The sequence below is a fragment of the Pseudomonas sp. SBT1-2 genome, assembly GCF_028640875.1.
GTDB lineage: Bacteria > Pseudomonadota > Gammaproteobacteria > Pseudomonadales > Pseudomonadaceae > Aquipseudomonas > Aquipseudomonas chlororaphis_I.
Map to the genome: position 1 here is coordinate 40,531 of NZ_JAQZAA010000095.1, position 26,387 is coordinate 66,917.

General features: G+C 61.1%; 25 protein-coding genes. 6 read left to right on the forward strand and 19 right to left on the reverse strand.

What is annotated here, in order from left to right; genetic code table 11:
- Positions 1-140: 140 nt before the first annotated feature.
- From PVZ78_RS20690 to PVZ78_RS20735, 10 genes are all read right to left on the reverse strand, one after another.
- Complete coding sequence (locus PVZ78_RS20690) at positions 141-1,355, reverse strand: benzoate/H(+) symporter BenE family transporter (protein WP_273829172.1); 1,215 nt, start codon at positions 1,353-1,355, stop codon at positions 141-143.
- Between the two features lie 80 nt (positions 1,356-1,435).
- Positions 1,436-2,773, reverse strand: coding sequence for an MFS transporter (locus PVZ78_RS20695; RefSeq protein ID WP_273829173.1), 1,338 nt, complete (start codon positions 2,771-2,773; stop codon positions 1,436-1,438).
- 170 nt (positions 2,774-2,943) lie between these two features.
- Positions 2,944-3,717 (reverse strand): 1,6-dihydroxycyclohexa-2,4-diene-1-carboxylate dehydrogenase, encoded by a 774-nt coding sequence (locus tag PVZ78_RS20700; RefSeq protein ID WP_038633812.1) that lies wholly within the window; start codon positions 3,715-3,717, stop codon positions 2,944-2,946.
- 154 nt (positions 3,718-3,871) lie between these two features.
- Positions 3,872-4,885, reverse strand: a complete 1,014-nt coding sequence (gene benC / locus PVZ78_RS20705) for a benzoate 1,2-dioxygenase electron transfer component BenC (RefSeq protein ID WP_273829174.1) — start codon at positions 4,883-4,885, stop codon at positions 3,872-3,874.
- Positions 4,886-4,895: 10 nt separating this feature from the next.
- Positions 4,896-5,384, reverse strand: a complete 489-nt coding sequence (benB, locus tag PVZ78_RS20710) for a benzoate 1,2-dioxygenase small subunit (protein WP_016702337.1) — start codon at positions 5,382-5,384, stop codon at positions 4,896-4,898.
- A complete protein-coding gene (gene benA, locus PVZ78_RS20715; RefSeq protein WP_273829175.1) occupies positions 5,384-6,745 on the reverse strand; it encodes a benzoate 1,2-dioxygenase large subunit in 1,362 nt (453 codons plus the stop codon). Before benA ends, benB begins: the two co-directional genes overlap by 1 nt.
- A gap of 433 nt (positions 6,746-7,178) precedes the next feature.
- Positions 7,179-8,135, reverse strand: coding sequence for an AraC family transcriptional regulator (locus PVZ78_RS20720; RefSeq protein ID WP_124340501.1), 957 nt, complete (start codon positions 8,133-8,135; stop codon positions 7,179-7,181).
- A gap of 166 nt (positions 8,136-8,301) precedes the next feature.
- The gene (gene catA, locus PVZ78_RS20725; RefSeq protein WP_009049930.1) at positions 8,302-9,231 is read right to left on the reverse strand and encodes a catechol 1,2-dioxygenase; all 930 of its coding nucleotides are present in this window, start codon (positions 9,229-9,231) and stop codon (positions 8,302-8,304) included.
- Between the two features lie 51 nt (positions 9,232-9,282).
- The gene (catC, locus tag PVZ78_RS20730; RefSeq protein ID WP_009044734.1) at positions 9,283-9,573 is read right to left on the reverse strand and encodes a muconolactone Delta-isomerase; all 291 of its coding nucleotides are present in this window, start codon (positions 9,571-9,573) and stop codon (positions 9,283-9,285) included.
- 32 nt (positions 9,574-9,605) lie between these two features.
- A complete protein-coding gene (locus PVZ78_RS20735) occupies positions 9,606-10,733 on the reverse strand; it encodes a muconate cycloisomerase family protein (RefSeq protein ID WP_162098611.1) in 1,128 nt (375 codons plus the stop codon).
- Between the two features lie 125 nt (positions 10,734-10,858).
- On the opposite strand from PVZ78_RS20735, the gene PVZ78_RS20740 reads away from it, so the two are divergent.
- The 5 genes from PVZ78_RS20740 to PVZ78_RS20760 all read left to right on the forward strand — a co-directional run bounded on the left by PVZ78_RS20740 (position 10,859) and on the right by PVZ78_RS20760 (position 15,090).
- Positions 10,859-11,752, forward strand: a complete 894-nt coding sequence (locus PVZ78_RS20740) for a LysR family transcriptional regulator (protein ID WP_009049932.1) — start codon at positions 10,859-10,861, stop codon at positions 11,750-11,752.
- A gap of 167 nt (positions 11,753-11,919) precedes the next feature.
- A complete protein-coding gene (locus PVZ78_RS20745; RefSeq protein ID WP_273829176.1) occupies positions 11,920-13,182 on the forward strand; it encodes an OprD family porin in 1,263 nt (420 codons plus the stop codon).
- Positions 13,183-13,286: 104 nt separating this feature from the next.
- Positions 13,287-13,733 (forward strand): hypothetical protein, encoded by a 447-nt coding sequence (locus PVZ78_RS20750; RefSeq protein ID WP_273829177.1) that lies wholly within the window; start codon positions 13,287-13,289, stop codon positions 13,731-13,733.
- 182 nt (positions 13,734-13,915) lie between these two features.
- On the forward strand, positions 13,916-14,614 hold the full coding sequence (locus tag PVZ78_RS20755; RefSeq protein WP_273829178.1) for a hypothetical protein: 699 nt from the start codon (positions 13,916-13,918) through the stop codon (positions 14,612-14,614).
- Positions 14,615-14,718: 104 nt separating this feature from the next.
- The gene (locus PVZ78_RS20760) at positions 14,719-15,090 is read left to right on the forward strand and encodes a PH domain-containing protein (protein ID WP_016702346.1); all 372 of its coding nucleotides are present in this window, start codon (positions 14,719-14,721) and stop codon (positions 15,088-15,090) included.
- Between the two features lie 12 nt (positions 15,091-15,102).
- Here the strand turns inward: PVZ78_RS20760 and PVZ78_RS20765 are convergent, their stop codons facing one another.
- A complete protein-coding gene (locus tag PVZ78_RS20765) occupies positions 15,103-15,987 on the reverse strand; it encodes a LysR family transcriptional regulator (protein ID WP_273829179.1) in 885 nt (294 codons plus the stop codon).
- Positions 15,988-16,099: 112 nt separating this feature from the next.
- Between PVZ78_RS20765 and argC the strand changes: the two genes are divergently transcribed.
- Positions 16,100-17,026: an N-acetyl-gamma-glutamyl-phosphate reductase gene (gene argC, locus PVZ78_RS20770; RefSeq protein ID WP_273829180.1), complete on the forward strand. Its 927-nt coding sequence runs from the start codon at positions 16,100-16,102 to the stop codon at positions 17,024-17,026.
- 193 nt (positions 17,027-17,219) lie between these two features.
- On the opposite strand, the gene PVZ78_RS20775 is transcribed toward argC, so the two are convergent.
- The 8 genes from PVZ78_RS20775 to PVZ78_RS20810 form a co-directional block, all read right to left on the reverse strand.
- A complete protein-coding gene (locus PVZ78_RS20775; protein WP_028682062.1) occupies positions 17,220-17,570 on the reverse strand; it encodes a BON domain-containing protein in 351 nt (116 codons plus the stop codon).
- Positions 17,571-17,793: 223 nt separating this feature from the next.
- On the reverse strand, positions 17,794-18,159 hold the full coding sequence (locus tag PVZ78_RS20780; protein WP_016702350.1) for a hypothetical protein: 366 nt from the start codon (positions 18,157-18,159) through the stop codon (positions 17,794-17,796).
- Positions 18,160-18,329: 170 nt separating this feature from the next.
- Entirely contained in the window at positions 18,330-18,590 is a 261-nt protein-coding gene (locus PVZ78_RS20785; RefSeq protein WP_023964134.1) for a PAAR domain-containing protein, read from the reverse strand.
- A 98-nt stretch (positions 18,591-18,688) separates the two neighbouring features.
- Positions 18,689-19,012, reverse strand: a complete 324-nt coding sequence (locus PVZ78_RS20790; protein ID WP_100208959.1) for a hypothetical protein — start codon at positions 19,010-19,012, stop codon at positions 18,689-18,691.
- A gap of 187 nt (positions 19,013-19,199) precedes the next feature.
- Complete coding sequence (locus PVZ78_RS20795) at positions 19,200-20,234, reverse strand: T6SS immunity protein Tli4 family protein (RefSeq protein ID WP_273829181.1); 1,035 nt, start codon at positions 20,232-20,234, stop codon at positions 19,200-19,202.
- Positions 20,235-20,500: 266 nt separating this feature from the next.
- Positions 20,501-21,652, reverse strand: a complete 1,152-nt coding sequence (locus PVZ78_RS20800) for a T6SS immunity protein Tli4 family protein (protein ID WP_038633839.1) — start codon at positions 21,650-21,652, stop codon at positions 20,501-20,503.
- The gene (locus PVZ78_RS20805) at positions 21,649-23,340 is read right to left on the reverse strand and encodes an esterase/lipase family protein (protein WP_038633841.1); all 1,692 of its coding nucleotides are present in this window, start codon (positions 23,338-23,340) and stop codon (positions 21,649-21,651) included. Before PVZ78_RS20805 ends, PVZ78_RS20800 begins: the two co-directional genes overlap by 4 nt.
- Positions 23,337-25,868, reverse strand: coding sequence for a type VI secretion system Vgr family protein (locus tag PVZ78_RS20810; RefSeq protein ID WP_273829182.1), 2,532 nt, complete (start codon positions 25,866-25,868; stop codon positions 23,337-23,339). Before PVZ78_RS20810 ends, PVZ78_RS20805 begins: the two co-directional genes overlap by 4 nt.
- Positions 25,869-26,387: the final 519 nt, after the last annotated feature.

Sequence of the window (26,387 nt, forward strand, 5' to 3'; positions counted from 1 at the left end):
ATGGGTAAGGGTTGTATCGAAAAACCCACAGGTTTCCGGGGATTCACACGTTTATTTCACCAGCAGCGCACGGCAGGCCCGCAGGCACAGGCCGTGCCGGTGGCGATTCGCCTGTGCAAGGATTTCGATACAGGGTGCTGTCAATTACGCGCCTGGACCGGTGCCTCCCCCGCCGCAGACAAGGCTTGCGGGCGACGCAGGGTCAGCACGCCATGGGCCACCAGGCCAAACAGCAGCCCCCAGAAAGCCGCCGACAAACCGAACAGCGACATGCCCGACGCCGTCACCAGGAAAGTGATCAGCGCCGCTTCGCGATCCCGCGGTACGGCCATGGCGCTGCTCAGGGCGCCGCCGATGGCGGCGAACAGCGCGAGCCCGGCCAGGGCCGCGATCAAGGCCCGGGGGAAGGCGCTGAACAGCGAAACCAGGGTCGCGCCGAAGATCCCCAGCAGCAGGTAGAACAGCCCGCCCATGACCCCGGCCACATAGCGTTTGCCCGGATCTTCGTGGGCTTCGCGGCCGGTGCAGATGGCCGCGGTGATCGCCGCCAGGTTCAGCCCGTGACAAGCGAACGGCGCCAGCAACAGGCTGGCGAAGGCACTGCTGGCGAGGATCGGGCTGGCCGGCGTGCGGTAGCCGTCGTTGCGCAGCACGGCGATGCCCGGCACGAATTGCCCGGTCAAGGCCACCACCACCAGCGGCAGCGCGACGTTGAGCCCAGCGTTCCAGCTGAACGCGGGGCTGATCCAGTGCGGCGTGGCCAGGCCGATCACCAGCGCCGAACGATCGATATCGCCCATGGTCAGGGAGATGGCGCAGCCCACCAGCAGCACGGCCAATACCGCATAACGCGGCCACAGGCGCTTGCACAGCAGGTAGGTGAGGAACATCGCCCCGACCAGCAGCGGTTTATCCTGGATCGAGCGAAACAGCCCGGTACCGAAACTGAACAGGATGCCCGCCAGCATCGCCGCGGAAATCGCCGCCGGCAGCCGGCCGACGATCTTGTCGAAAATGCCGCACAGGCCGATCAGCAGGATCAGCGCGCTGGCCACCAGGTAGGCGCCCACCGCCTCATTGAGGCCAATGCCCGGCAGCAACGCCACCAGCAGCGCCGAGCCCGGTGCCGACCAGGCGATGACCACCGGTACCTTGAAGCGCAGGCTGAGGACGATGCCCAGCCCCCCACTGCCGATGGAAATCGCCCAGACCCAGGACGACAACACTTCCTGGGGCAGGCCCGCGGCCTTGGCCGCCTGGAAGATGATCACCAGCGGCCCCGCATAGGAAATCAGCGTGGCGATAAACCCGGCCACCAGCGCCGACAACGAAAAGTCCTCGATCAACTGCCGCATGCAAGCTCCGAAGCCCTGAGGCATGGCATGGCTGAACCGCCGGCGCAGGCACCTGGGCGCCCGCGCCGGTCATGACATCGCTACAGCGATGGCGCGCTGGCCTGGCTGACCGGCAGCGCCTTGGCGGGTCGCTGGTAGACGAAACACATCGCCAGCGCCGCCACCGCCCCCGGAATGGCAAAGGCCATGAAGTTATAGTGCAGCGGCAGCTCGATGCTCACCAAGGCACCGCCCAGCAGCGGCCCGACGATGGCCCCGCTGCGGCCGATACCCGAGGCCCAGCCAATGCCGGTGGAGCGGATCGTCACCGGATAGAACTGGGCGACGCAGGCGAAGGCCAGGATCTGCGTGCCGATGGTGGTCGCCCCGGCAATCGCGATCAGGGCGTACAGCAGCCCGTGCGGGCTCTTGAAGCCGAGCAGGCTGATGGACAGCGCGGCCACGACAAAAAACGCCACCAGGACCTTTTGCAGCTGCAGGCGATCGCCGATCCAGCCGCCGCCCACGGCGCCGAAGATCGCGCCGAGGTTCAGCACCAGCAGGAACATCAGGCTCGAGCCCAGGCTGTAGCCGGCGCTGGCCATCAGCTTGGGCAGCCAGGAGTTGAGCGCGTAGACCATCAGCAGGCAGCAGAAGAATACGACCCAGAGCATCAAGGTGCTCAGCGCCCGGCCTTCGCGGAACAGCTGCACCACCGGCGCGCCGGCGCTCTTGAGGTTGGCCTTGACGAACGAGTCGCCGGGTTGCGGCACGAAGCCCGGCTCGACCCATTGCAGCACCTGGCGCGCCTCGTCTTCCCGGCCCTGGCGCAGCAGAAAGCCCAGGGATTCGGGCAAGAACCTGAGAATCAGCGGCAGCAGCAACAACGGGATCGCCGCCACATAGAACACCGCCTGCCAGCCGAAATTCGGCAGCAGCAGGATGCCCAGCCCGGCGGACAGGGTGCCGCCCACCGAGTAGCCACTGAGCATGATCGCCACCAGGGTGCTGCGGATTTTCTTCGGCGCGTATTCGTTCATCAGCGCCACCACGTTGGGCATCACCCCGCCGATGCCGAGGCCGGCGATAAAGCGGCAGATACCGAACTGGGTGGGCGTGGTGGTGAACCCGTTGAGCAGGGTGAAACCGCTGAACAGCACCACGCAGATGGCGATGACTTTCTTGCAGCCGATACGCTCCGACAGCGAACCGAAAAACAGCGCGCCGAACATCATGCCGAACAGCGCGTAACTGCCCAGCGCCCCGGCCTGCAGCGGGCTCAGGCCCCACTCCTGCATCAGCACCGGCAGCACCACGCCGTAAATCACCAGGTCGTAGCCGTCGAAGATGATGATCAGCGCGCACCAGAACAGCACGCGCCAGTGAAAGGCATTGAAGCGTGCCCCGTCGATCAATTGATTGCTGTCTATGTTTCGCATGGCATCTGACTCTTGTTGTTGTTTTATGAGAAACCGGATGTGCGTTTACGCAGTCTTGTAGGAGCGAGGCTTGCCCGCGATCGGGACGCCGCGGTGTGTCAGGCCGGACGCCATCGCGGGCAAGCCTCGCTCCTACCGTCAGGGTGCGGTTTTCGATGACGCCTGAGGGTTCAGCCCTGGTCGCCACCGCCTACCGGCATGACCATGCCGGTGATGTAGGACGCCTCGTCGGAGGCCAGGAACAGGATCGCCGCGGCCTGCTCGTCGATGGTGCCGTAGCGTTTCATCAGGGTGCTGTCGAGGGTCTGGTCGACGATCTGCTGGTACCAGACCTTTTCCTCGGCGCTCTGCTCGGCGCTGTTGCGCGGAATGCGCCGTGGCGGCGCTTCGGTGCCGCCGGGGGCGGTCGCGTTGACCCGCACCCCGCGCCCGGCGGTCTCGAACGCCAGGCAGGCGGTCAGGGCATTCACCCCGCCCTTGGCCGCGCCATAGGGCACGCGGTTGATGCTGCGGGTGGCGATGGACGACACGTTGACGATGGCGCCGCTGCCCTGCTCCAGCATGTAGGGCAGCGCGGCGTGGCAGCACCACAGGGTGGGGAACAGCGAACGGCGCACTTCGGCTTCGATCTGCTGCTCTTCATAGTGCTCGAACGGCTTGGCCCAGATGGTGCCGCCGACGTTGTTGACCAGCACGTCGAGGCGCCCGAAACGCTCGACGGCGGCGGCCATCACCCGGCTGCATTCGGCGTACTGTTCGAGGTCGGCGGTCAGCGCCAGCACCTCGAACCTGGGGGCCAACTCGGCCTGCAACTCGAACACCAGCTCGGAGCGATCCACCAGCACCAGCCGCGCGCCCTCCTCGGCCAGCCGCTCGGCGACCCGCCGGCCGATACCCTGCGCCGCCCCGGTGACCAGGGCGACTTTCTTCTCGAATCTGCTCATCTCAAAACCTCATGCCAATATACCGACGCACCACCGCACCTTCTTCTGTAGGAGCGAAGCTTGCTCGCGATCAGCCGACAGGCTGAAAGGTCAGCGTTGCACGCACTATCGCTATCGCGGGCAAGCCTCGCTCCTACAAAGGGCGCGGGGGCTGTCAGGCCGCGCTGGCGGCGAATTTTTCGTAGTAGAAATTGGCCGGGGCAATGCCCTGGTCGCGGATGAACTGGCTGACCGCCTCGACCATCGGTGGCGGGCCGCACAGGTACACGTCCACATCGCCGTCGTTCAGGTGCCTGGGCTCGATATGCTGGGTCACGTAGCCCTTGAGCGGGTGGCGGCTCTCGGGATTGGCCACGCAGGCGCTGAAACTGAAGTTGGGGATGCGCGTGGCGAAGGCTTCCAGGCGATCCATTTCCACCAGGTCGAAGTCGTTGGTCACCCCGTAGATCAGGTGCAGCGGATGCTCGCTGCCCTGCTCGGCGATTTTCTCCAGCATCGCGGTGAACGGCGCCAGCCCGGTGCCCCCGGCCAGCAGCAACAGCGGCCGGCGGATGTCCCGCAGGTAGAAGCTGCCCAATGGCCCGGCCAGGCTCATGCGGTCGCCGGCTTTCGCCAGGCCGGTGAGGAAGCTGCTCATCAAGCCGCCCGGCACGTTGCGGATCAGGAAGCTGACCTCGCCGTCGCGCTGCAGCGAGCTGAAGGAATAGGCGCGGGTCTGCTCGCTGCCGGGCACGCCGAGGTTGACGTACTGCCCCGGCAGAAACGCCAGCTTGCTCAGGGCCTCGCCCTTGATCGACAGGGCGATGGTGCTGTCGGACAGCTGGCGCACCGCGCTGATGGTGGCGTCGAAGGTGGCCTGGGCGGCTCGGCAGACTTGCGACGAAGCCGGCACCCGCACCACGCAGTCGCTCAAGGCGCGCATCTGGCAGGTCAGCACGAAGCCCTGCTCGGCTTCATCCGCGGTCAGCGCGTCGTCGATGTACTCCTCGCCGAGGTCGTAACGCCCGGCTTCGGCAAAACACTTGCAGGTGCCGCAGGCGCCGTCGCGGCAGTCCAGGGGGATGTTGATGCCCTGGCGGTAGGCGGCATCGGCCACGGTTTCGCCAGCGTTGGCGGCGACGAAGCGGGTCACCCCGTCTTCGAAATTGAGTGCGATTTGATGAGTCATGGCAGTCGCCTCAGAGGTGGTAGACATCGACGACCTGACGAACGTAATCGTTCTTCAGGATGACTTTCTTGGCCCTGATCAGCGGGTTCTCGCCCCGCACATCGAGGGTGTAGAAGCTGGTGCCGAAGTAGCTGTCGACGGTCTTGTAGCGAAAGCTCAGGGTGTGCCAGTTGAAGCGCACCTTGCACAGGCCGTCGGCCTGCTCCAGCACCTCGATGTTGCTCAGGTTGTGCGAGGTGCGGGTGTCGGGAATGCTCGCGCTGGAGCGCTCGGTCTTGATCCGGAACACCCGGTCCTCCAGGCCGCAGCGGCTGCCGTACCAGATCAGCGAGATCTCCCGCTGCGGGTCTTCGGTGAGCTCGTCGTTGTCGTCCCAGGACGGCATCCAGAAGGTCGCGTCGGGGGCGTAGAGCTCCAGCCAGCTGTCCCAGTCCTTGTCGTCCAGGTAGCGCGCTTCGCGGTAGAGAAAGTCGCGCACGGTGTCATGGGAAATGCTCATCACACAGCCTCCACGGCAATGGTTCGCGCGGCTTGGGCGGCAAGCGCCTCGAGCATGGTTTGCTGCCAGTACCTGTGCTGCATCACGAACAGGCCTTCGTCTTCGGTGCGCACGCCGCTGAGGATCGGTTGCAGGTCGATTTCTTTGGCCGCGTCGTCCGCGCCCTCGACCCAGTGTTCGGCGCCGCGGGACATGTCGTTCCAGGCATTGCCTCTGCCCTGGTAGCCCATCTGGCAGGAACGGAATTCCTCCAGGTCGTCCGGGGTGGCCATGCCGCTGACGTTGAAGAAGTCCTCGTACTGGCGGATGCGCATGGCCCGGGCTTCGTCGCTTTCGCCCTTGGGCGCGATGCAGTAGATGGTGATCTCGGTGCGGTCCACCGAGATCGGCCGGGCGATGCGGATCTGCGAGCTGAACTGGTCCATCAGGTAGACGTTGGGGTACAGGCACAGGTTGCGCGAGTTCTCGATCATCCAGTCGGCGCGGGCCTGGCCGAAATCCCGGGCCAGCTCGTCGCGGCGCTCGTAGAGCGGGCGGTCCTCGGGGTTGGACCAGCGGGTCCAGAGCAGCATGTGGCCCTTGTCGAAGGAGTAGAAACCACCGCCCTGCTTGGCCCAGCTGCCGGCGCTCATGGTCTTGATCTCTTCGCCGGCTTCGCGCTGCTTGCGCTGGCTCTGGGTGGCGGCGTAGTTCCAGTGCACTGAGCTGACGTGGTAGCCGTCGGCGCCGTTTTCCGCGGTGAGTTTCCAGTTGCCTTCGTAGATGTAGCTCGAGGAACCGCGCAGCACTTCCAGGCCGTCGGCGGACTGGTCGACGATCATGTCGATGATCTTCGCCGATTCGCCCAGGTGCTCCACCAGGGGCAGCACGTCGGGGTTGAGGCTGCCGAACAGGAAGCCGCGATAGGACTCGAAGCGCGCGACCCTGGTCAGGTCGTGGGAGCCTTCGCAGTTGAAGCTCGACGGGTAGCCCGCGGCGGCCGGGTCCTTGACCTTGAGCAGCTTGCCGGAGTTGTTGAAGGTCCAGCCGTGGAACGGGCAGGTGTAGGACGACTTGTTGCCGGTCTTGTGCCGGCAGAGCATGGCGCCACGATGGCTGCAGGCATTGAGGAAGGCATTGAGTTCGCCGTCCTTGTTGCGCGCGATGAAGACCGACTGCCGGCCCATGGTGGTGGTGTAGTAGTCGTTGTTGTTGGGGATCTGGCTCTCGTGGGCGAGGTACAGCCAGTTACCCTCGAAGATGTGCTGCATTTCCAGGTCGAACAACCGGGGGTCGGTGAACATCTCCCGCTTGCAGCGGTAGACGCCCCGGTCACGGTCTTCTTCAAGCAGGGAGTGAAGGTATTCGGGTCGCAGGGTCATGGCCGCCGCCTCCGTTGTTTTTATTCAGGCAAGGCTCATGCTAGGGCGGGGTGTGCGGGGGCAATATCCGTTGCGTGCAGACCACTATCCGTTTTCTGCAGAGTTTTGTAGGGCAAGTCCTACAGGGGGTAGCCGCCGAGGCTGCGCTCGGGTTGCAAGGAAGTCCGATGCAGTGGCCGCCACTCGGGCGTCGCATTTATCCAGAACGATCGTGGTTTCAGGTTTTGCGACTGCTGCGCAGTCGATCGCAGCCTCGCGGGCTCGGCAGCGGCTACACGAGGAATCACGAATGATGCGGTGGGCACAGCTTCTGTAGGAGCGAAGCTTGCTCGCGATGGCGTCGGATCAAACACCTACGTGTCGTTCGCCATCGCCGGCGATCGAGCGTCGACCGGCCGCTCCTACAGAAGCAGAAGCAGAAGCAAAAGCCGGATCAAGCCCGGCGTCTGAGGGTGTCGGACGGCAGTTCGCCGAATTGCTTGCGGTAGCTTTCCGAGAAGCGTCCCAGGTGCAGGAAGCCGAAGTCCATGGCCAGTTCGGTGATGTTGCGCACGTTGCAGCTGGGGTCACGCAGGCAGGCGTGGATCCGCTCGAGTTTCTTCTGGCGAATGTAGCGCATGGGCGTGCTGCGGGCGTTGCGCTCGAACAGCGCATAGAGCGAGCGCAGGCTCATCTGCGCCTGCTGCGCCAGTTCCTCGCAGCCGATGTCCTGCTTGAGATTACGCTCGATGTAATCGGCAATCGTCTCGAAGGTCGCCGACGACGAACCCAGGCCCGCGCGCCGGATGTTGGTCTTCATCAGGCTGAGCATCTTGCTCGCGACGATCTGCGCGTAATGCTCCTGCACCCGCGGGATGCATTCGACGGATTCGGCTTCGCGGCAGACCACGCCCAACAGGTTGATAAAACCTTCCAGCTCATCCAGCTGGTAGCGGTTGCCCACGAAGCGCACGCCCTGCCCCGGATACAGCCAGCGCTGCTCCTGGCACACCGACTCCAGCAGGCGGGTGGGCACCTTGATGATGAATTTCTCGCAATCGTCGGAATAGGTCAGGTCCACCGGATCGTCGGGGTTGATCAGCAGCAGCTCGCCCGGGGCGAAGTAATGTTCCTGGCGATGGCCGCGCCACAGGCAGTGGCCGCGCAGCAGCACTTGCAGGTGGTAGATGGTTTCCAGCGCCGGCGAGGTGACGCGCACGCTGCCGCCGTAGCTGATCGAGCACAGGTCGAGGCTGGCGAACTGCCGATGATTGAGGCTGGCCTGGGGACTGCCGGCCTTGGGCAAACGGATGCAGTGGCTGCCCACATGCTGGTTGACATAGCCGGACACGGCATAGGGATCGGCCTGGGCGAATACCCTGCTGCGCTCACTCAACAGATGCGTTTCCATAAGCGGGTCACTCCCAGTTCTAATTATTGGGATTGTTATTATCGGGCGGTGATCGTTCGTCACCGCTGGCACATCACGCAAAACATCGACCACGGTTCACAATGGCAAAAACCACGGGACAACCGTCAAGTCATCCCGTGGCCCCGATTCGGGATCTGCCGCGATGTCAGTCCTCCAGCGCTCGTACCCGCTCCAGGCGCTGCTGCTCCTCGGGCTGGGCCGACGGCTGCAGGGTGAAGTCGAAGTCAATCTCGGCAAAACGCCCGCTGACCCCATGCTGCGCCGCACGCTGCTGATCGTCACTGAAGGTGATCTTGGCGATCAGCTCGTCGCGGGTGGCGTAGGCGAAATCATCGTGCAGGTATTCATCGCCATCGAGGTTGATCTGGGTGGTCAGGTGACGGTGGTCGTCGGCCGAGATGAAGAAGTGGATATGCGCCGGACGCTGGCCGTGGCGGCCCAGCTGGTCGAGCAACTGCTGGGTCGGACCGTCCGGTGGGCAGCCGTAGCCCGACGGCACGATGCTGCGGAAACGGTAGCGGCCTTCGGCATCGGTGACGATGCGCCGACGCAGGTTGAACTCCGACTGGGTGGTGTCGAAGTAGGAGTAAGTACCGCCAGTATTGGCGTGCCAGACATCGACAATGGCCCCGGCCAGCGGTTCGCCGGCGGTGTTGCGCACCTGGCCCTGCATGAACAGCACCACGCCCGGATCGACGCCATCGTCGAGGCGTGCCTCACCCTGGCTCAGTGGCGCACCGGCCACGTACAGCGGGCCTTCGATGGTGCGCGGGGTGCCGCCGGTCTTGCCGGCCTGCTCGTCGGCGGCGTCCATCAGCAGGTCCAGGTAGTGTTCCAGGCCCAGGCCGGCCACCAGCAGCCCGGCTTCCTGGCGCGCGCCGAGCACGTTGAGGTAGTTGACCGCCTTCCAGAACTCTTCCGGGGTCACCTCGAGGTCTTCGATGATGTTCACCGTGTCACGCAGGATGCGGTACACCAGGGCCTTGGTGCGCGGGTTGCCCTGGTCGTTGAACTGGCCACTGACTTCTTCGAGAAACTTCTGGGCGCTGGCAGTGTGGGAAATTCGGACGTTCATGATTATTCCTCATCTTGTATTTATTAGAGTGTGCAGCGGGCTGGCGAGGGCTCAGCGGTCATCCGCATGAATGGACGAAGGATGCCTGCACAGCGCGTTCACTTCGATAGCCATGTACGGGTACAGCGGCAGTTGCATCAGCAGGTCGTGCAGTTCCTGCACGCTGTCGACGTCGAACACGCTGTAGTTGGCATACAGGCCGGCGATGCGCCACAGGTGCCGCCACTTGCCCTGCTCCTGCAGGCGCTGGGCCAGGGCCTTTTCGTCGGCCTTGAGCTGGGCGGCGCGCTCGGGGTTCATGTCGACCGGCAGGTTCACGGTCATTTTGACGTGGAACAGCATGGTGCACTCCTTAAGACGTGATGAATGGCAGTTCAGGCTTTGTCGCGGCGCAAGAACGCCAGGCGCTCCTCGTCCAGGCTCAGGCCGAGGCCCGGCGCCCGGGATACGTGCAATTGGAAATCGCGGTACAGCGGCGGCTCGGCGAGGATGTCCTCGGTCAGCAGCAGCGGGCCGAACAGCTCGGTGTCCCAGCTCAAGGTATTGAGGGTGAGGAAAGCATGGGCCGACGCCAGGGTGCCGATACCGCCTTCGAGCATGGTGCCGCCGTACAGGCCGATGCCCGCCGCCTCGGCGATCGCCGCGGTGCGCAACACCGCGCGCGGGCCGCCGTTCTTGGCGATCTTCAGGGCGAACACCGAGGCCGCGCCTTCGCGGGCCAGGTTGAAGGCGTCTTCCACGCATTCGATGGATTCGTCGGCCATGATCGGCGCCGGGCTGATGGCGTTGAGGCGCACCATGCCGGCGCGGTTGTTGCGCGAGATCGGCTGTTCGATCAGGTCGATGCCGTTACCGCCCAGGACCCGGCAGGCGCGCACCGCCACCGCTTCGTCCCAGGCCTGGTTGACATCGACCCGCACGCTGGCGCGGTCGCCCAGGGCCTTCTTGATCGCGATCACGTGGGCCAGGTCGCGGTCCACCTCGCCGGCGCCGATCTTCAGCTTGAAGATGCGGTGGCGGCGCAGGTCGAGCATCTTTTGCGCTTCGGCGATGTCCTTGGCGGTGTCGCCGCTGGCCAGGGTCCAGGCCACCGGCAAGGCGTCGCGCACCCGGCCGCCGAGCAGCTCGCTGACCGGCAGCCCCAGGCGCTTGCCCTGGGCGTCGAGCAAGGCGCTTTCGATACCGGACTTGGCGAAGGTGTTGCCGCGGATGCTGCGCTCCAGGCGCTGCATGGCGGCATTGATATTGGCGCCGTCCTGGCCGAGCAGCAGCGGCGTGAAGAAACGGTCGATATTGGTCTTGATGCTGTCCGGGCTTTCATTGCCATAGGCCAGGCCGCCGATGGTGGTGGCCTCGCCCAGGCCTTCGATACCGTCGGCGCAGCGCAGGCGGATCAGCACCAGGGTCTGGTTCTGCATGGTGTGCATCGCCAGCTTGTGCGGGCGGATGGTTGGCAGATCGACGATGATTGTTTCGATCGATTCAATGGCACTCGAAAGCATTTCCATACCCATCAGGTTCTTGAAGTTATGGACCCGATTCTCGTACGGCTTTTTCCGGGGTTCCAATATAGAATTGGTCTGGATCGATACCTTGAAGGTATCCAACCGTTGCCTGCGGAGGCCTTATGGAACTGCGTCATCTGCGTTACTTCCAGGTGCTGGGCCAGACCCTCAACTTCACCAAGGCCGCCGAGCGCCTGCACATCGCCCAGCCGCCCCTGAGCCGGCAGATCCAGCAACTGGAAGAGGAACTCGGGGTATTGCTGCTGGAGCGCGGCCGGCCGTTGCGCCTGACCGAAGCCGGGCGTTTTTTCTATGAGCATTCCAGCGCGCTGCTGGAGCAACTGGCCAAAGTCTGCGACAACACCCGGCGCATCGGCCACGGCGAAAAGACCTGGCTCGGCATCGGCTTCGCTCCCTCGACCCTGTATGGCCTGCTGCCGGAACTGATCCGCCGCCTGCGCAGCCACGAGACCCTGGCCCTGGAACTGGGGCTGTCGGAAATGACCACCCTGCAACAGGTGGAAGCGCTCAAGGCCGGACGCATCGACATCGGCTTCGGGCGGATCCGCATCGACGATCCGGCCATCGTGCAGAAGGTGCAGACCGAGGATCGCCTGGTGGCCGCCCTGCCCGCCGGGCATCCGCTGATCGGCCAGCCGGTGAGCCTGGCGCAACTGGCCGACGAACCCTTTGTGCTCTACCCCGGCAATCCGCGCCCAAGCTACGCCGACCACGTGATCGCGCTGTTCAACACCCACGGCCTGAATATCCGCATCGTGCAATGGACCAACGAACTGCAGACCGCCATCGGCCTGGTGGGCGCCGGCATCGGCATCACCCTGGTGCCGGCTTCGGTGCAATTGCTGCACCGCGACGACATCGGCTTCAGCCCGCTGCTGGAGGCCAACGCCACCTCGCCGATCATCATCAGCCGGCGGGTCGGCGATGTGTCGGCGGGGCTCAGCCACTGTTTGCGGATGATCGACGAACTGCGCGCCGAACACCCCGACGCCTGACGCCTCGCGCGCAACTGACTCGCGGTTGCGCCCACCTCCCCTTGCCGCCAAAAAGCATGCCTGCAGAAAAGGGATACAGGTCTGCACGCAACGGATAGTGCCAGCGCCATACCCGCCCCTAGCCTGCGCGCAGTGAACTGCTTTCCATAACAATAAGAGTAAAAGCAATGAAACCTGCAAAGACCCTCGCCGTGCTGGGCGCCAGCGCGGTGTGCCTGAGCGTGCCCCAGCCGCTGCTGGCCGAAGAAGGCGGTTTTATCAAGGACGCCACCGCCACCCTCCAGGCCCGCAACTACTTCTTCAGCCGCGACTATTCGGATATCCGCGGCACCGAGCAGTCCATGGCCCAGGAATGGGCCCAGGGTTTTATCCTCAACTTCAAGTCCGGCTACACCCCCGGCACCCTAGGCGTGGGCCTGGATGCCATCGGCACCCTGGGGCTCAAGCTCGACAGCGGCAAGGGCCGGGTCAACAGCGGCCTGCTGCCGGTGCAGGAGGACGGCGAAGCCGCCGACGACTACAGCCGCCTCGGCCTGGCGCTGAAACTGCGCCTGGCGAAAAGCGAGCTGCGCATCGGCGAGCTGCAACCCAACCTGCCAGTGCTGAGCTTCAGCGATATCCGCCTGCTGCCGCCGTCCTACCAGGGCGCGAGCATCGTCTCCAACGACATCGACGGCCTGACCCTGCAAGGCGGCCGCCTGCGCTCCACCAGCCTGCGCAACGAATCCGGCGACGGCAAACTGCAAGCCATGCTCGGCCATGTGCCAAAACGCGCGGTCAGCAGCGACGCCTTCAACTACTTTGGTGCCGACTACGCCTTCAACGACAAACGCACCAGCCTCAGCGCCTGGTACGGCCAACTGGAGGACATCTACCACCAGCGCTTCCTCGGCCTGAAACACAGCCAGCCGCTGGGCGGCTGGATACTCGGCGCCAACCTCGGTTACTACAACAGCGAAGAGGACGGCAAACAGCTGCTCGGCGCCATCGACAACCAGGCCTTCTTTTCCCTGCTGTCAGCCAAACGCGGCGGCCATACCTTTTACGTCGGCTACCAGGGCATGTTCGGCGACAGCGCCTTCCCCCGGGTCTTCGCCAACATCACCCCACTGGGCAACGAAGTGCCAACTTACGAGTTCGCCTACACCGACGAACGCTCCTGGCAACTGCGCTACGACTACGACTTCGCCGCCAGCGGCCTGCCCGGCCTGACCAGCACCGTGCGTTATATCCGCGGCGACAACGTCGACACCGGCAAGGGCTTTGAGGGCAAGGACTGGGAGCGCGACCTGGATATCGGCTACGTGATCCAGTCCGGGCCGTTGGGCGGGCTGGGGATCAAGGTGCGCAATGTGGTGGCGAGGTCGAACTATCGGACCGATATCAATGAGAACCGGTTGTTGCTGAGTTATAGCTGGAAGTTGTTTTAACGACCGCTACCGGCAACCCTCGTGATCGGCGCCAGCGCGGGAGGATTCCACGCCGGCGCCAAGTCTGGAATCATGGCCGTCGATTTCGCCAAGGACCGCGCCCCATGAATCGCCTTTTGCCCGCCAGCGCCCTGCTCGGGTTGCTGCTCACCAGCCTCGGCAGCCTCGCCGCCACCAAGAACGAGCCGGAGCCCCACCTCTACTACAGCATGACCCCAGGCCGCTACGCCCTGATCGGCCAGGAGCCGGACGGCGGCGTGACCTACTCGGGCAACGCCGAAATCCGCTATCAGGACGGCACCCTGACCCTGGTGAAAACCATCAACGGCACGACCACCACCGCCACCGGCAAAGTCGAACGGGCAAGCATCGCCGAAGCCGATGTCCTGCGTTTCTACTGGCCCGGTCACAGCAGCACTTGCCTGCTGCGCGGCGACCTGGACAACTACAGCCGCCTGAGCTGCTACTGGATCGACAATGGCGCAGAGCACAAACGGCCGGGGCTGGAGGCGTATTTTCCGACTGAGGCGTGGCCGGAGAATCAGGAGTAGTAAGTGGCGAACATAGAAAAAGCCCTAATATCTAATACCAGCAAGCTCGAATCAGGCCCACCTATTTTGCATGCAGAAAAGCTCTTTTGAAGCCTCAAAAAAGTCCAATGACACAAGCTCTAAAACAAGAGCGCTAGGCCCTTTACAACTCACCTCAGATAAAAAACCAAAGAGACGCCCATATGCAAATACAAGTAACAATGACCAGCCGAAACTACCTGTCAATCTCTCATCTTTCGGCAGCAAGTCTATTTGCAAAGCGCAGTACTGAACTTGAGCCCACACTGACTCTTGGCGAAAGCGAATCCACAAACGGACTACGTGAACATAATGCCTGTATCGTATCAACAATAATGCTATCTGTTGCATTCTTAGAGGCAACAATCAATGAGTTTTTCTCAGACTGCGCTGAAGAACCTTATGCAAAGGTCGCCACGCTGCCAACTTGCAAATTAATGGCAAAACTATGGACCCGCGGCATCCCCAGAACAGCAAGCTATTCCATTCTAGAAAAGTACGAAATTGCCTTAGACCTCAATGAAAGTCAGCCTTTTGACAAAAGCAGCTATCCATATCAGGACGTTAAACTTCTGATAGAACTCAGAAATGCTCTAATACATTACGAACCAGAGACCATTCAGCACCCAACTGGAATATCAGAAGAACAAAGAGACCTTCATAAATTTGAGAAAAAGCTCAGAGGAAAATTCGAACTTAATTCACTAACCGGCGCAGGCAACACATTCTATCCAGATAAAGTCCTGGGATCAGGCTGTGCTAGATGGGCAGTTAAAAGCGCAGTTTCTTTAGCAGACACTTTCTACAGCCGGCTTTCCATAAAACCAATGTACGACCCTGTTAGAGCACAGTACTCGGTGTAGGCTCGCTCATATACGTTGGAGCAGATTAAACCTAAGCTAGGTCCGATAAACCTTAGCTGCCAGCAAAAAACCTGGTATATCGCTTCAAGAATAAGGACTCCCCCATGATCGACTTCAACAACAAAGGCTTCTTCAAGCTCAAGCAAAACGACGAATACGCGGAACGGGTCAGCGACCTGTTGCTGGAAGGCGAGCAGGTGATCGACGCCTATAAGGCCATGCGCGACGGTGTGGTGTTTACCAACAAGCGCATTATCGCGATCAACGTGCAGGGCATCACTGGGAGTAAAAAGGACTTCACCTCCCTGCCCTACAAAAATATCGTCGCCTACTCGGTGGAAACCTCCGGCACCTTCGACCTGGATTCCGAGCTGGAGATCTACTTTTCGTCGCTGGGCAGGGTGAAGTTCGAGTTCACCGGCAAGACCTCGATGGTGGAAATCTCCAAGTACATCTCCAAGCATCTGCTGGGCTAGGACGCTCCGTCGTCAATCGGCGCTCAGCCCCCACAACACCTCCAGCACATGCTGGGTCGAGCGCTCCACTTTCCCGTCCCGATGGGCGATGCCCAGCTGACGCCACAGTGGCGGCTGCAACGGGCGCATGGCGATCCGCGTGTCGGGCAGCGGCGTGGCGGCTTCGTGGGGCAACAAGGTGGCGCCATAACCGGCGGCCACCAAGCTCTTGATCGCGTCGTTGTAGTTGAGCTGAATGCGCGCCGTGGGCTGCTGCCCGCCCAGGGCGAACCACTCCGAGGTCAGGCGCGACAGCCGGGTGCTGTGGTCGTTGAGGATCAGGGGCTGGGCCGCCAGCCACTGCGGGGTCACCGGGTCGGGGCATTGCCAGCGGGCCGGCAGGAAAGCCATGACCGGGTCCTTGCGCCAGGGCTCGATGCACAAGCCCTTGACTGGGGGTTGCGGCAGGGCCACCAGGCCGATATCCAGCGAACCTTCGGCGAGTTTCTTCAAACTCTCCAGGGAAGTCAGCACCGCCACCTGCAGGTCGATGCCCGGGTGCCGCTGGCCGAGGGTTTCCAAGGCCTGGGGCAGCAACTGGGCGATGGCGCCAGTGGACGCCCCCAGGCGCACCCGGCCGGCCAGGCCCAGGACCTGGCGCTGCACGTCCTCCAGCGCCTGCTCGGCATCGGCCAACAAGCGCCGCGCGCGCTCCACCAGGGTTTCGCCAATGGCCGTGGGCTGCACCCGCCCGCGGGTGCGCGACAACAGCGAGCCGCCCACCCGCGTCTCCAGGTCGGCGATATGCAGGCTGACCGTGGGCGGCGCCAGGTTCAGCGCGCGGGCCGCTTCGGCAAAGGAGCCGAGGTCGACAATCGCCACCAGGGTGCGCAACCGGTCGAGGCTGATTTCGCGCATGGGTCGCTCCAGATTCAGAAAAACTGAAGCTTAGCGTTATTAAATTCAACTTTCTCTATTTCAGCTTCAGCCGGAAGATTTGCCCAACTTTTCCGGCTTGCGAGCACACAACATGAGCACACCCCTCGTATTTATCGACGGCGACCAGGGCACCACCGGGTTGCAGATCCACCAGCGCCTGCGCGGCCGCAGCGACCTGCACCTGCTGACCCTCGCCGCCGACCAGCGCAAAGACCCGCAACGCCGCGCCGAAGCCATCAACACCTGCGACATCGCCCTGCTCTGCCTGCCCGACGATGCCGCCCGCGACGCCGTCGCCAGCATCCGCAACCCGGCCGTGCGGGTGATCGACGCCAGCTCGGCGCACCGCACCCACCCCCACTGGACCTACGGCTTCGCGCAAATGCACCCGCAACAGGCGCAACGTATCGCTACTTCAAAACGCGTGAGCAACCCCGGCTGCTACCCCACCGGCGCCATCGGCCTGCTGCGCCCCTTGCTGCAAGCCGGGCTACTGCCGCAGGCCTACCCGATCAGCATCAACGCCATCTCCGGCTACTCCGGCGGCGGCCGCGCTGCGGTCGAAGCACATGAAGGCCCGAATGCTTCCCAAGCGGCTGCCTTCCAGATCTACGGCCTGGGCCTGGCCCACAAACATGTGCCGGAGATCCAGCAACACAGCGGCCTCAGCGAACGGCCGCTGTTCGTCCCGGCCTACGGTGCGTTTCGCCAGGGCATCGTGCTGACCATTCCACTGCAATTGCGCCTGCTTGCCCCGGGTGTCGATGCCGCGCGTATCCATGCCTGTCTGGAGCAGCATTACGCCGGGAGCGGTTGCGTGCAGGTGATGTCGATTCGGCATGCACAAGAACTCACCGGCCTTGATCCACAGGCGCTGAACGATACGGACGCTATGCGCTTGATGGTGTTTGAGGGTGAGGGTCAGGTGCTGTTGGCGGCGGTGTTCGACAACCTGGGCAAAGGCGCGGCGGGGGCGGCGGTGGAGAATCTGGATTTGATGCTGGCCGCGATGGGCTGAAGGGATTGCCTGCGCGTTGCAACTGGCCAGACGTAGCCTGGTTTCATGCTGCCTTTGGTGCCTGATAAAAAAGCCCCACCGGCTGAGGTGGGGCTTTCAGCGTGCTGATGATCCTTCTGAGCCCCTGCCGAAAGGGCTATCGAACCCAGCGCCGGCCAGTTTTCCCGGGGCGACGCTCAAGCAATCACCTTCGTTATTTGTCGTCCTTCTTCGTCGACGACTGCGAAGAGTATTCGCGGCTCTCTTCAGCGTTGGGCGCTTCAGGCAGGCTGCCCGGCGTGAACATATGGGTCTGCAAGTCGCTGGCCTCGATATCGACGACGCCATGCACCGCACGGGTCAGGCTGACGGCCTGCTCACACTGCTTATGGGTGATGAGCCGACCACTCAAGGTGACGATACCCGCATGGGTTTTGACATTGATATGCAGGCCGCGGGTCGGTTCGGCAAAGGCCAGGGCCGACTTCACCTTAGTGGTGATCCAGGCATCGTGAACGGCCATTTCCAGACCATGGGAGTAATGCTGGAAGGAATGAAGTTTCATGGCGGGCCCCTCTCGCGTAATCAGTTGGGCGTCCCGTCCCATTGGTTGGACTGCCCTCTGCCTGGCGGGTGAGCGTGGTGGGTTGTGGATGGGCGTGGTGGTACTCGCCGGGCAAATGGGGGTGCTTATTAATTATAGTTCGGGGGTTGGATACGCTCAGGGGCCGTGTGCGAGGGTTGCTCGATGGTGCTGCTGATGGACGCAAGCATCAGAACCTTAACCACTACGCGACAAGCTCGACGTAGTTCGACTCCCCTCCCCCAGTCGCGCCCGACAACCAACCCCATACAAAGCTCAGAGTAGTACGTCCTGCTTGATCAACGCCCACCGTGCCACGCGACCAGCCGGCAAGCATCTCGCCATCCGTCGTCAAGCACTGATAAAGAAGCTCGATGGTATCGGGGCCTGTCACGCGCCCGACTTGATTACCCATGCGGATCCGCCCGCCTTGGTAAGTGCTGAAAATGGCATCTTCCTCGACACGGTAATGAAATACCGTGCCTGCCCCGGATAGCCCTTGGGCGTTGTTCGCGACAGTAAACCGGCGATTGTTCAAACGCTCGCTGACTTGAGAGATGGGCGTTTCCATAAATGTGCGTCCTGTTAGTCGAGATGTTCAGTTCCAGCCTTCAATTACCTAAGCCATTTTGCCGCAACTGATGAAGGAGCAACGAATTGCCACTCACATCACCCGAAGCGCCAGAAAGTCTGAGCTCACCCAACAGTTACTAGGCCTTTCCTTCATAGAACTTTACCTGACTAACTCTCAGCGTCTCCTTTCGGACCGCTGGCGATCAGGCTGGCTCCACAGGCGGTTTTCATTCCATGCAGCGCCACCGGAACACCGCCAACATCCAGCAGTGCGCTGCCCTCGGAAATAGGAAACACGCCTTTACATAAAGGGCATGTGACCTTGTGCCCGACGCCGGCCATGGGTTTGCCGTTCAGGTCGGTTTGGTTGAACGCTTCAATCACGGTTCCGCCGTGACTGGTGGAATCGCCGAGTCGGATGATGTCCATATCTGCTCCTTGGATTGTTCCGTTTCTGCTGCAATGTTCAGACGTTTAGCGACTCCCTCGCGGGGAGTCCGAGATGAATTAACCGCCATATCGGTGCACTACCAATAACGAAGCTCTCCACCAAACATGAAGAAAACCATTAGCAGCCCGAGCTCTCCGAACAACAGCGGCGCGATTGTAAGCACGGCCTGAATCACGACGGCGACCTTGCAGACTTTGGACAAACCATAACGTCGCCAGTACAGCGCATGCAGGACCATTGTCAGACTGTTCGCGGCCCAGACCGCACCAATAGCCATCATGTAATTTTGCTGCGCAATCCGCAGCAGCACGATCAACAAGGCAAAGAAAGCGATGAGTGCTGACCACACAATCAGTAGAGAATGATCCGGTTTCATCGGTCCAGAAGCAGGTTTTGGCATTGCATTTCAATCCATGTAAACGCTAAAGAAACCTGATCAATTTAAGTCGCCACACAACCTGTAGTGGTCACCCCATCCCAGACAGTGGTTTAAGTTTTTCTTCGGCCACGGCGGGCGGCAGCCCATCGTTGAATTGATGCGACCTGATCCAGTTGTAGCGGTGCATCAGGTACCGAAGGATGAGCACTCAAGAACCTCCTGCACTGCCGCCGGACGAAGCAGAGGAGACGGGGCGCAAGCGGACGGAGCCGATGATGGTGTCCCATAACGCCAGCGCTTCTTTATCTGATTTGAATGGAGGAGCTGGCAGCTTGCTGCTGCTGTCGGGACTACGTTCGAGTACGCCAAGCGCGGCTGAGATGTTTGGCTCGGTGATCGAGCCATCTTTGCCCTGGGCCTCCCAGGCGAACGTATAGATACGTTGTCCCTTGTCGGTACTGGCCAACAGGTATTCGTCGGCTGGAACCGCACCGCCACGTTCTCTTTTGCGCAGGGTCTCGATCCCTAACACCATCCTCGCGGCACCTGCCAGGAAACCACTTGCCCGATCCAACAGGCGATCTTCTTCGGCTCCGGTGCTGGAGGTGAATTCGAAGTGGGCGCCGGGATACTCGGGAAAAGTCACGCCAATGTCGAACCGCTCACTCTGGAAATAACTGCCTGCGATATAGCCACGATCAATGCAAAATCCGGATTCGCTGGGAATTTCATTGGGTTCGCGGGAGCGAAGATCACGGGCTAACGTAGTAGAAATTTCTATGGCGCGAAGCTCTCTATCTGTCGACGCCTTTCCTGCCCATTTATAAGCGCGCCATGCTGGCTGAGAAACAAGGTAGGTATCTAGAAGATATATCTCGGAAGAGACTTCTGAAGACCAAGATAACAATCCAGACGCACCGGCCCCAAAATCCAAACGGCGGAGAAACATACTGCCCTTCGAATCATGTTGCTGGTTTTTTAACTCCGACTCACGTTGATTGATTCTGGCAGCCAAGGCCGCAGGCGTATCGTCGAGTGCCTCGATATTGTCACCCCATAGGTAGTAACCCGCTCTGATTTCCGCTTGGGGCGGCAAATCGATCAGGAATCTGCCAAAGCAATGGGTGATCCATCCGGCCTTGTCCATGGCGGGGTTCCGAGAAGAAGGAAGTAATGCGCAACTGGTTATACCGGTCAGGGCGACGATGCCAAGAACAGTGAAGAACTGGTGCAGATGCATCATGAACCTCCTGCCCCATCATCCCTCTGGGAGAATTGCGGGAAGCCCTCGACAATCGAGGGCAGGCCTCGACGAAACCCGTCGTTGTCACTGTGGTTCTCATCGTCTCGAATGTTGTCCATACCTGTTCCTTTTCCATTACACGATCAGACACTTGTCCTTTGGCAGGCTTTATGCCTACCGAAGGACAAGGGTTCGGTCATGGAGGGCAATATTCCAGAGACGCAAGCGGCCTCCTGTCACAACAAATACTGATGCCACTGGAGTTTTTACAACTCATCCATCCAATTGCTGTTGTTAGGCCTTATGTCGGCCAGGAACTCCTCGATGGCATAGTCGTCAGTCATCGGTTTCGTACTCCCCAGAGTTGGGGCTGTCGGAGAGGGGCTACCCACATTTCCATCGCCCCGAGGCTTCGAGGACACCGGGCGTAACCGGATCGAATCGATAATGGTGTCCCACAGATCCAGGGCCTCTTTATCTGACTTGAATGGAGGTGCTGGCAGCTTGCCGCTGCTGTCAGGGCTACGTTCGAGTACGCCAAGCGCGGCTGAAATGTTTGGCTCGGTAATCGATTCATCCTTACCCTGCGCCTCCCAAGCGAAGGTGTAGATGCGCTGCCCCTTGTCTCTACCGGCAAGCAGGTATTCATCAGCAGGGACCGCTCCACCACGCTCTCTTTTGCGCAAGGTCTCGATACCCGCAACCGTCCTGGCGGCCCCCGCCAGGAAACCACCCACCCGATCCAGCAGCCGATCCTCTTCGGCGCCGGTGCTGGAAGTGAACTCAAAGTGGGCGCCAGGATACTCAGGAAAGGTCACGCCAATATCGAACCGTTCACCTTGAAAACTGTTACCCGCGATATAGGCTTGATCAATACAAAAGCCAGGCTCTGAGGGAATCTCGTTGGGTTCGCGGGAACGTAGGCTGTGGGCCAGAGAAGTGGCACTTTCAATACCCTGTGATTCAAGACTTTTCGATACACCTCCCATCCAACGGTAAGCACGCCACGTCGGTTTGGAAACAGCGTAAGCATCCAATAGATACATCGCTGTACTGGCATTGGATTTCCAGGAAAGCAGCCCTGTCGAGTTCCCCCCAAGGTCTAGTCGGCGAAGAAACAGGCTACCTTGTTGCCTTCTATGCGGTTGAGCCTTCAGTTCCTGCTCACGCTGACTAATTCTGGCAGCCAGAGTGACCGGTGTTTCGTCGAGCGCCTCGATGTTATCGCCCCAGAGGTAATACCCCGCTCTAATTTCCGCCTGGGGCGGCAAGTCGATCAGAAATCTGCCAAAGCAATGAGTGATCCATCCGGTCTTGTCCATGGAAGAGTTCCGAGAAGAGGAGAATGATGTGCAACTGGTGATACTGATCAAGGCGACCATGCCAAGAACAGTGAAGAACTGGCGCAGGCGCATCATGAACCTCCTGCCCAGTCAGCATTCTGGGCAATTTTGATAACGCCATAGAACGTGGCCCATTGGGCACGCTTGTCGTTGTAGCTTTTTTGATGTTCGTAGCCTTTGTCGGTGTTGTACTGCCCGACGCCCTTGCTGCCCTGGCGGAAGCTGGCCTTGATGCCGGCTTTGCCAGGGGCCAGGCCGGAGTCGGTCGGTACGGTTCCGTCCCCGCCGCTGCCAAATGACTCTTGGGACATTGCAGATCGTAGAGGCCCCTCAACAACCGAAGGCAGACCTCGGCGAAACCAGCCGTTGTAACTACCGTTCTCATTGTCCTTGACGGTAGAACCTGATGACTCCAAGGAAGTTGAATCGCCTTGCCAGATCATGTCCCGCCAACTGTGCCTGTCAGAGGAGTCGTCAGCCCCATAGTGAGCGTAGGTTTCGGGGTGGTAGCCTGCCGCTGCTAGATCACTGTGAAAGGTGAAAACGTCGTCTATTCGCTGATCAAACTCCTCCCGTGGGATTTTTCTCTTAACGATTTCCGACATATCCAAATACTTAACATTCTGCTCCGGCACCAACCCATACCAGGCTGAACTCTTATAGATCTCCTCATAAGGATCACCGTGCTGAGGATAAGCACGAGGCTTCCCATTGATGTCCTTCATGATCTGTCCCTGCGCGTCGCAAAGGAACAGCCAGGGACGCCCTCCCCGGTATTCCGCAGAGGGGGCCAGCTCCAACGCACCGGGTGAGTTGGCCACTACCGCCGTCACTTCACCTGCATTGGCTCCCAGGACGATCTGGGGTGCCCCTTCATAGCCACAACGCACGTGGTGATAGATGGCCGACGAGCCAAGCGCGGGCAGCACGCCATGAACCACGCCCAGCACCCGCTCATAGCCATGGAGCTGGGTCAGCGATCGGGCAACCAGACCGCCCATTGAGTGAGTGACCAGAATGACCTTGGTCCGGGCCAGTTGCTCAGGATCGACACCGCCCTTCTCGCGATAGAAAGGCAGCACGGTGTTCTCGATATAGTCGCGCACGTCCTGGCCGGATTGGCGGTTGGATTGCAGCCAGTTGTAGCCCCCGCACCAGATATCGAACTGATACTTGCCCGCGGCAGTCAGCTCCTCGCTGCTAAGGGGAGCGGCACTGCCCAACTCTTCGCCATAGTCGGAAGGCGAGCGCAGGCTTTCAGCTTGCCACCATCCCTGAAGCTCGCGCTGTTTGACGATATGGTCCAGCCGGCTTTCCAGCAAAGCCATGATCGGGTTGTAGGAGGTGCGCATGACCTTGCCCCAGCCGCGCATCCGCGCGGCCTCTTCGCTCAGCCCCGATGCACCGGGATCGACAGATCCACGATCATCGACCTCGACATCATCAGGCTTGAGCAACTCCTGTCGTCTTTTCGGACCTCGGAACCCCCAGACAAATAATGCCCCCAGGACACCCGCGATATCGCCAAGGCTGAACGATGCATTGGGCGGGCTCCAGACACTGTTCAAGGTCTTCTTGTTGCGCAGGTTGGTCCCCATGATGCCGGGAATGAAAATTACCGGGATGGTGACCTGCTGCTTCACCAGCAATACCTTGTCGCGCTGATCCTCAGTGCGGGTGAGCTGGCTGGTGTAGATGGGACGCCCCAGGTTGTCACGCGCGCGCGGGACTATCACTTCCTGGGTATTCGCTTCGCTGCTCATGTGGTGGACTCCCTGTCACCCTTGATACTGGCTCCCTTGGCCAGAACCCGTATTTGAACCCTATCCATTGCCAGGTCCTGTTGCCTCGGCAATCGCCCCTGGGCATCGGTAGTGAGCTTGAGCGGCGCCCCATCACCGCGCAGCAGTTCCACGGCCGTATTGGCCAGGGGCTCCAGGGTGTTTTCGTCCCGCAGGACAAAGGCGTCGTCGAACGGCGTGGACTCCCAGGAGTTGAAGGTGGTTGAGGCGTGAGCAGGGCCGACCAGGCTGTGCTTGGCCGCCTTGACAATGAAGTTGCCGGGCATCCCCAATTCGATGTTGCCGCCCTTGAGGGTAAGGTAGGCACCACCACACATCAGCGTGATGTGCTCCTTGGCCGAAATCAGCACATGTTGCTTGCTCGCGCTGACTTCCACGCTCTGATCCGCCTCCACGCGGATGTTGTTTTTCTGGGCCTGCAATAACATTGGCCCCTGATGGGTGATCTGGCGCATCTCGCCGCTTTGGGCGAACAACCCAAGGTCGGTGCCGGCATTGACCACAAACTTCTGCCCTGACGTCAGTTGCTGGTTCTGCTGGGCCACGCTGTCAATATGCTCGCCAGCCGCCAGGGTGACACTGTTAGGAGACGCGGCGGCGATACCGGCCTGACCACTCAGGGCAATGGCCGGGTTACCACCGTTGGTTTTGCCCGACTCATCGTTGGCCCCATGCCCCAGATCGCGAACCGCGTCACTGAGGGTCTTTTGCGGCGCGGTGTCATGACCAACACCCTCATGGTCCGCGGCATAGTCACCCAAGTCCTTGGCCAGTTGCAGAGCCGCCTCCAATACCTGAACAGCAACCGCCCGGTTCAGATGCCCACCATTGGCATTCAACTGCTCTTCAGTGCTGAGCAACAGCCCCTTGGCCGCTCGCAACGCACCATGCTCGTCGGTACGCAACTCGAAGCCTTCACCCCGTGGCGCACCACCGTCGGGGCGTGGGTGAGTCAGGTACCCCAGGTGCAGCGCGGTACTGCCGTGATCGCTCATCAGCGCGGCACTGATCTCCTTGGTGGTGTCGTCGATGCGCAGTTCGTTGGCACGGCTGCCTTTGTACTCCTTGCTCTTGATGGTGCTGAGGATCTTGTGATTCGGCAGTTGGTACGGCGGCATGTTGCTCGCACGGTAAGTGCGGCCGGTGATGATCGGTTGGTCACAGTCGCCATCTAGGTAGTCGACTATGACTTCCTGGCCAATTCGCGGGATCGCCATATGGCCCCAGTCAGCACCGGCCCAGTTCTGCGAGACCCGGATCCAGCAGGAGCTGAACTCGTTGTCCTTGCCCTCCCGGTCCCAGGGGAACTGAACCTTTACCCGGCCAAACTCGTCGGTGTGGATCTCCTCGCCTTCCGGGCCCACCACGCTGGCGATCTGCGGCCCGTCGATACGAGGCCTGGGCAGAGGCTCCGGGCGCCACTCCATTTGCTCGGGAATGATCTCGGCGGTGAAGTCGTAGCTCACGCCCATTTCAGCGTCGGCGGACTCTTCTTGCTGACTGGCGTGCTGCACGCCTCTGTGGGTGATTCGGACTGACCGCCACCAGCGGTTGAAGTCTTCCCGGGGGTGGCCCGTCAGTTGGAAGGAAAGGCCTGGAATCAGGCGCGGATCGTCACCTTCGACCATGGCGACCTGGGCATCTCGACGGTGACCGCGCAGGCGGTTTTCAGTGAAGGGCTTACCTGCTGCGCTGGCCTTGTAGCGTCCTGGATAGTCGTAGCGTTCATAGTGTGGGGCCTGGTGTTCCAGGTCCTCGCCGACCAGGCGCTGTTGCTGGTTGAACGCGGGACGCTTGAAGGTGTAGTCACGCTGGGTCTGTTCGGCCGTGCGGACGTTTTCCGTGTAGCTGAACGCGTACAGCACAGGCCGTTCGGCGTCTCCAGCCGGCTGCGTGCTGTACAGCACCGGCTCACCCTGGATGCGTTCCTGAACGTAGAGCTTGTCGCTCTGGATCAGCCTGTGAGAAGTCGCGTCGGATTTGAAGTAGTAGAACAAGCCTTCTTCCGTGGAAAGCCGGTCGAACCAGTAAAGGTCGGTGTCCCCCGCCTGGGTACAGTATTCGCGAGGCAGGTGCTCGGTATGGGTGTTCTGCTGATAGTCCAGGATCCCATGCTCGGCCAACACCGACTTGAGTATTTCGGGCACGCTTTTCTGCTGGAAGATGCGCCAGTCGGAACTCAGGCCAAGCCGGGCAAGCTGCGGCTCGACCACCACACGGTAGCGGGTACGACGAAAGCCGGTTTTGCCCTGGGTGAAGCTGGAGACCAAACCGTGGACATAACGAACAGCCGTGGTGCCTTGCCAGATAGTCAGCAACGCCGGCTGATCGAGGACCTGGGCAAAATCGATGCTGGGGTTGTCACTGGCCAGTTCGAGCGTCAGCCGATAAGGCTCGCTAATGGCTTCTTCCAGGGTGAACTCTACGACCTCGAACTCCATCCGGCCGGACAGCACGGAGAAGGTGAATCTCAAATCCCTTTGACGCATATGACTTATCCTTGGTCAATGTATTGAGGCATCCAGATGCCAAGCCTCAACCACACCTTGTGATACCTGGACTGATAGCTGAATCGGATCTGGAGATGACTCAATGATCCAGCCGTATTGGCCTGCCCGGGCAACTCGTCAGGGCAGCAGCCTATTTGCAAAAACTCGCACGGGTCAACCTTGGACCAGATAGATGGCACACTGCCTTCACCCTCTCGAAGCCGGACTTCAGTACCCTCTGCCTCGTCCCCCCGAACAACTCTGCGCGGGGTATGACCGTCACATGAGCTGTCCCAATACCAGGCTCATCACCATAGCCAAAGAGACAAGGGAGTGGGTGTAGGAATTATCCAAAATTGCAGTAAGGGAACTTGATCCTGATCATCTCGAATGCACTTGAGCAGCCAGAGGAGGAGCAGGCTATCGATGCCCGCGAAGGAGAAGCGGATATGCCATCCCCCTTCTCGAAATGCCCAGGCAGTCTCCATCTGGCGAACAGTCACTGTGCCTTCCCCGTCG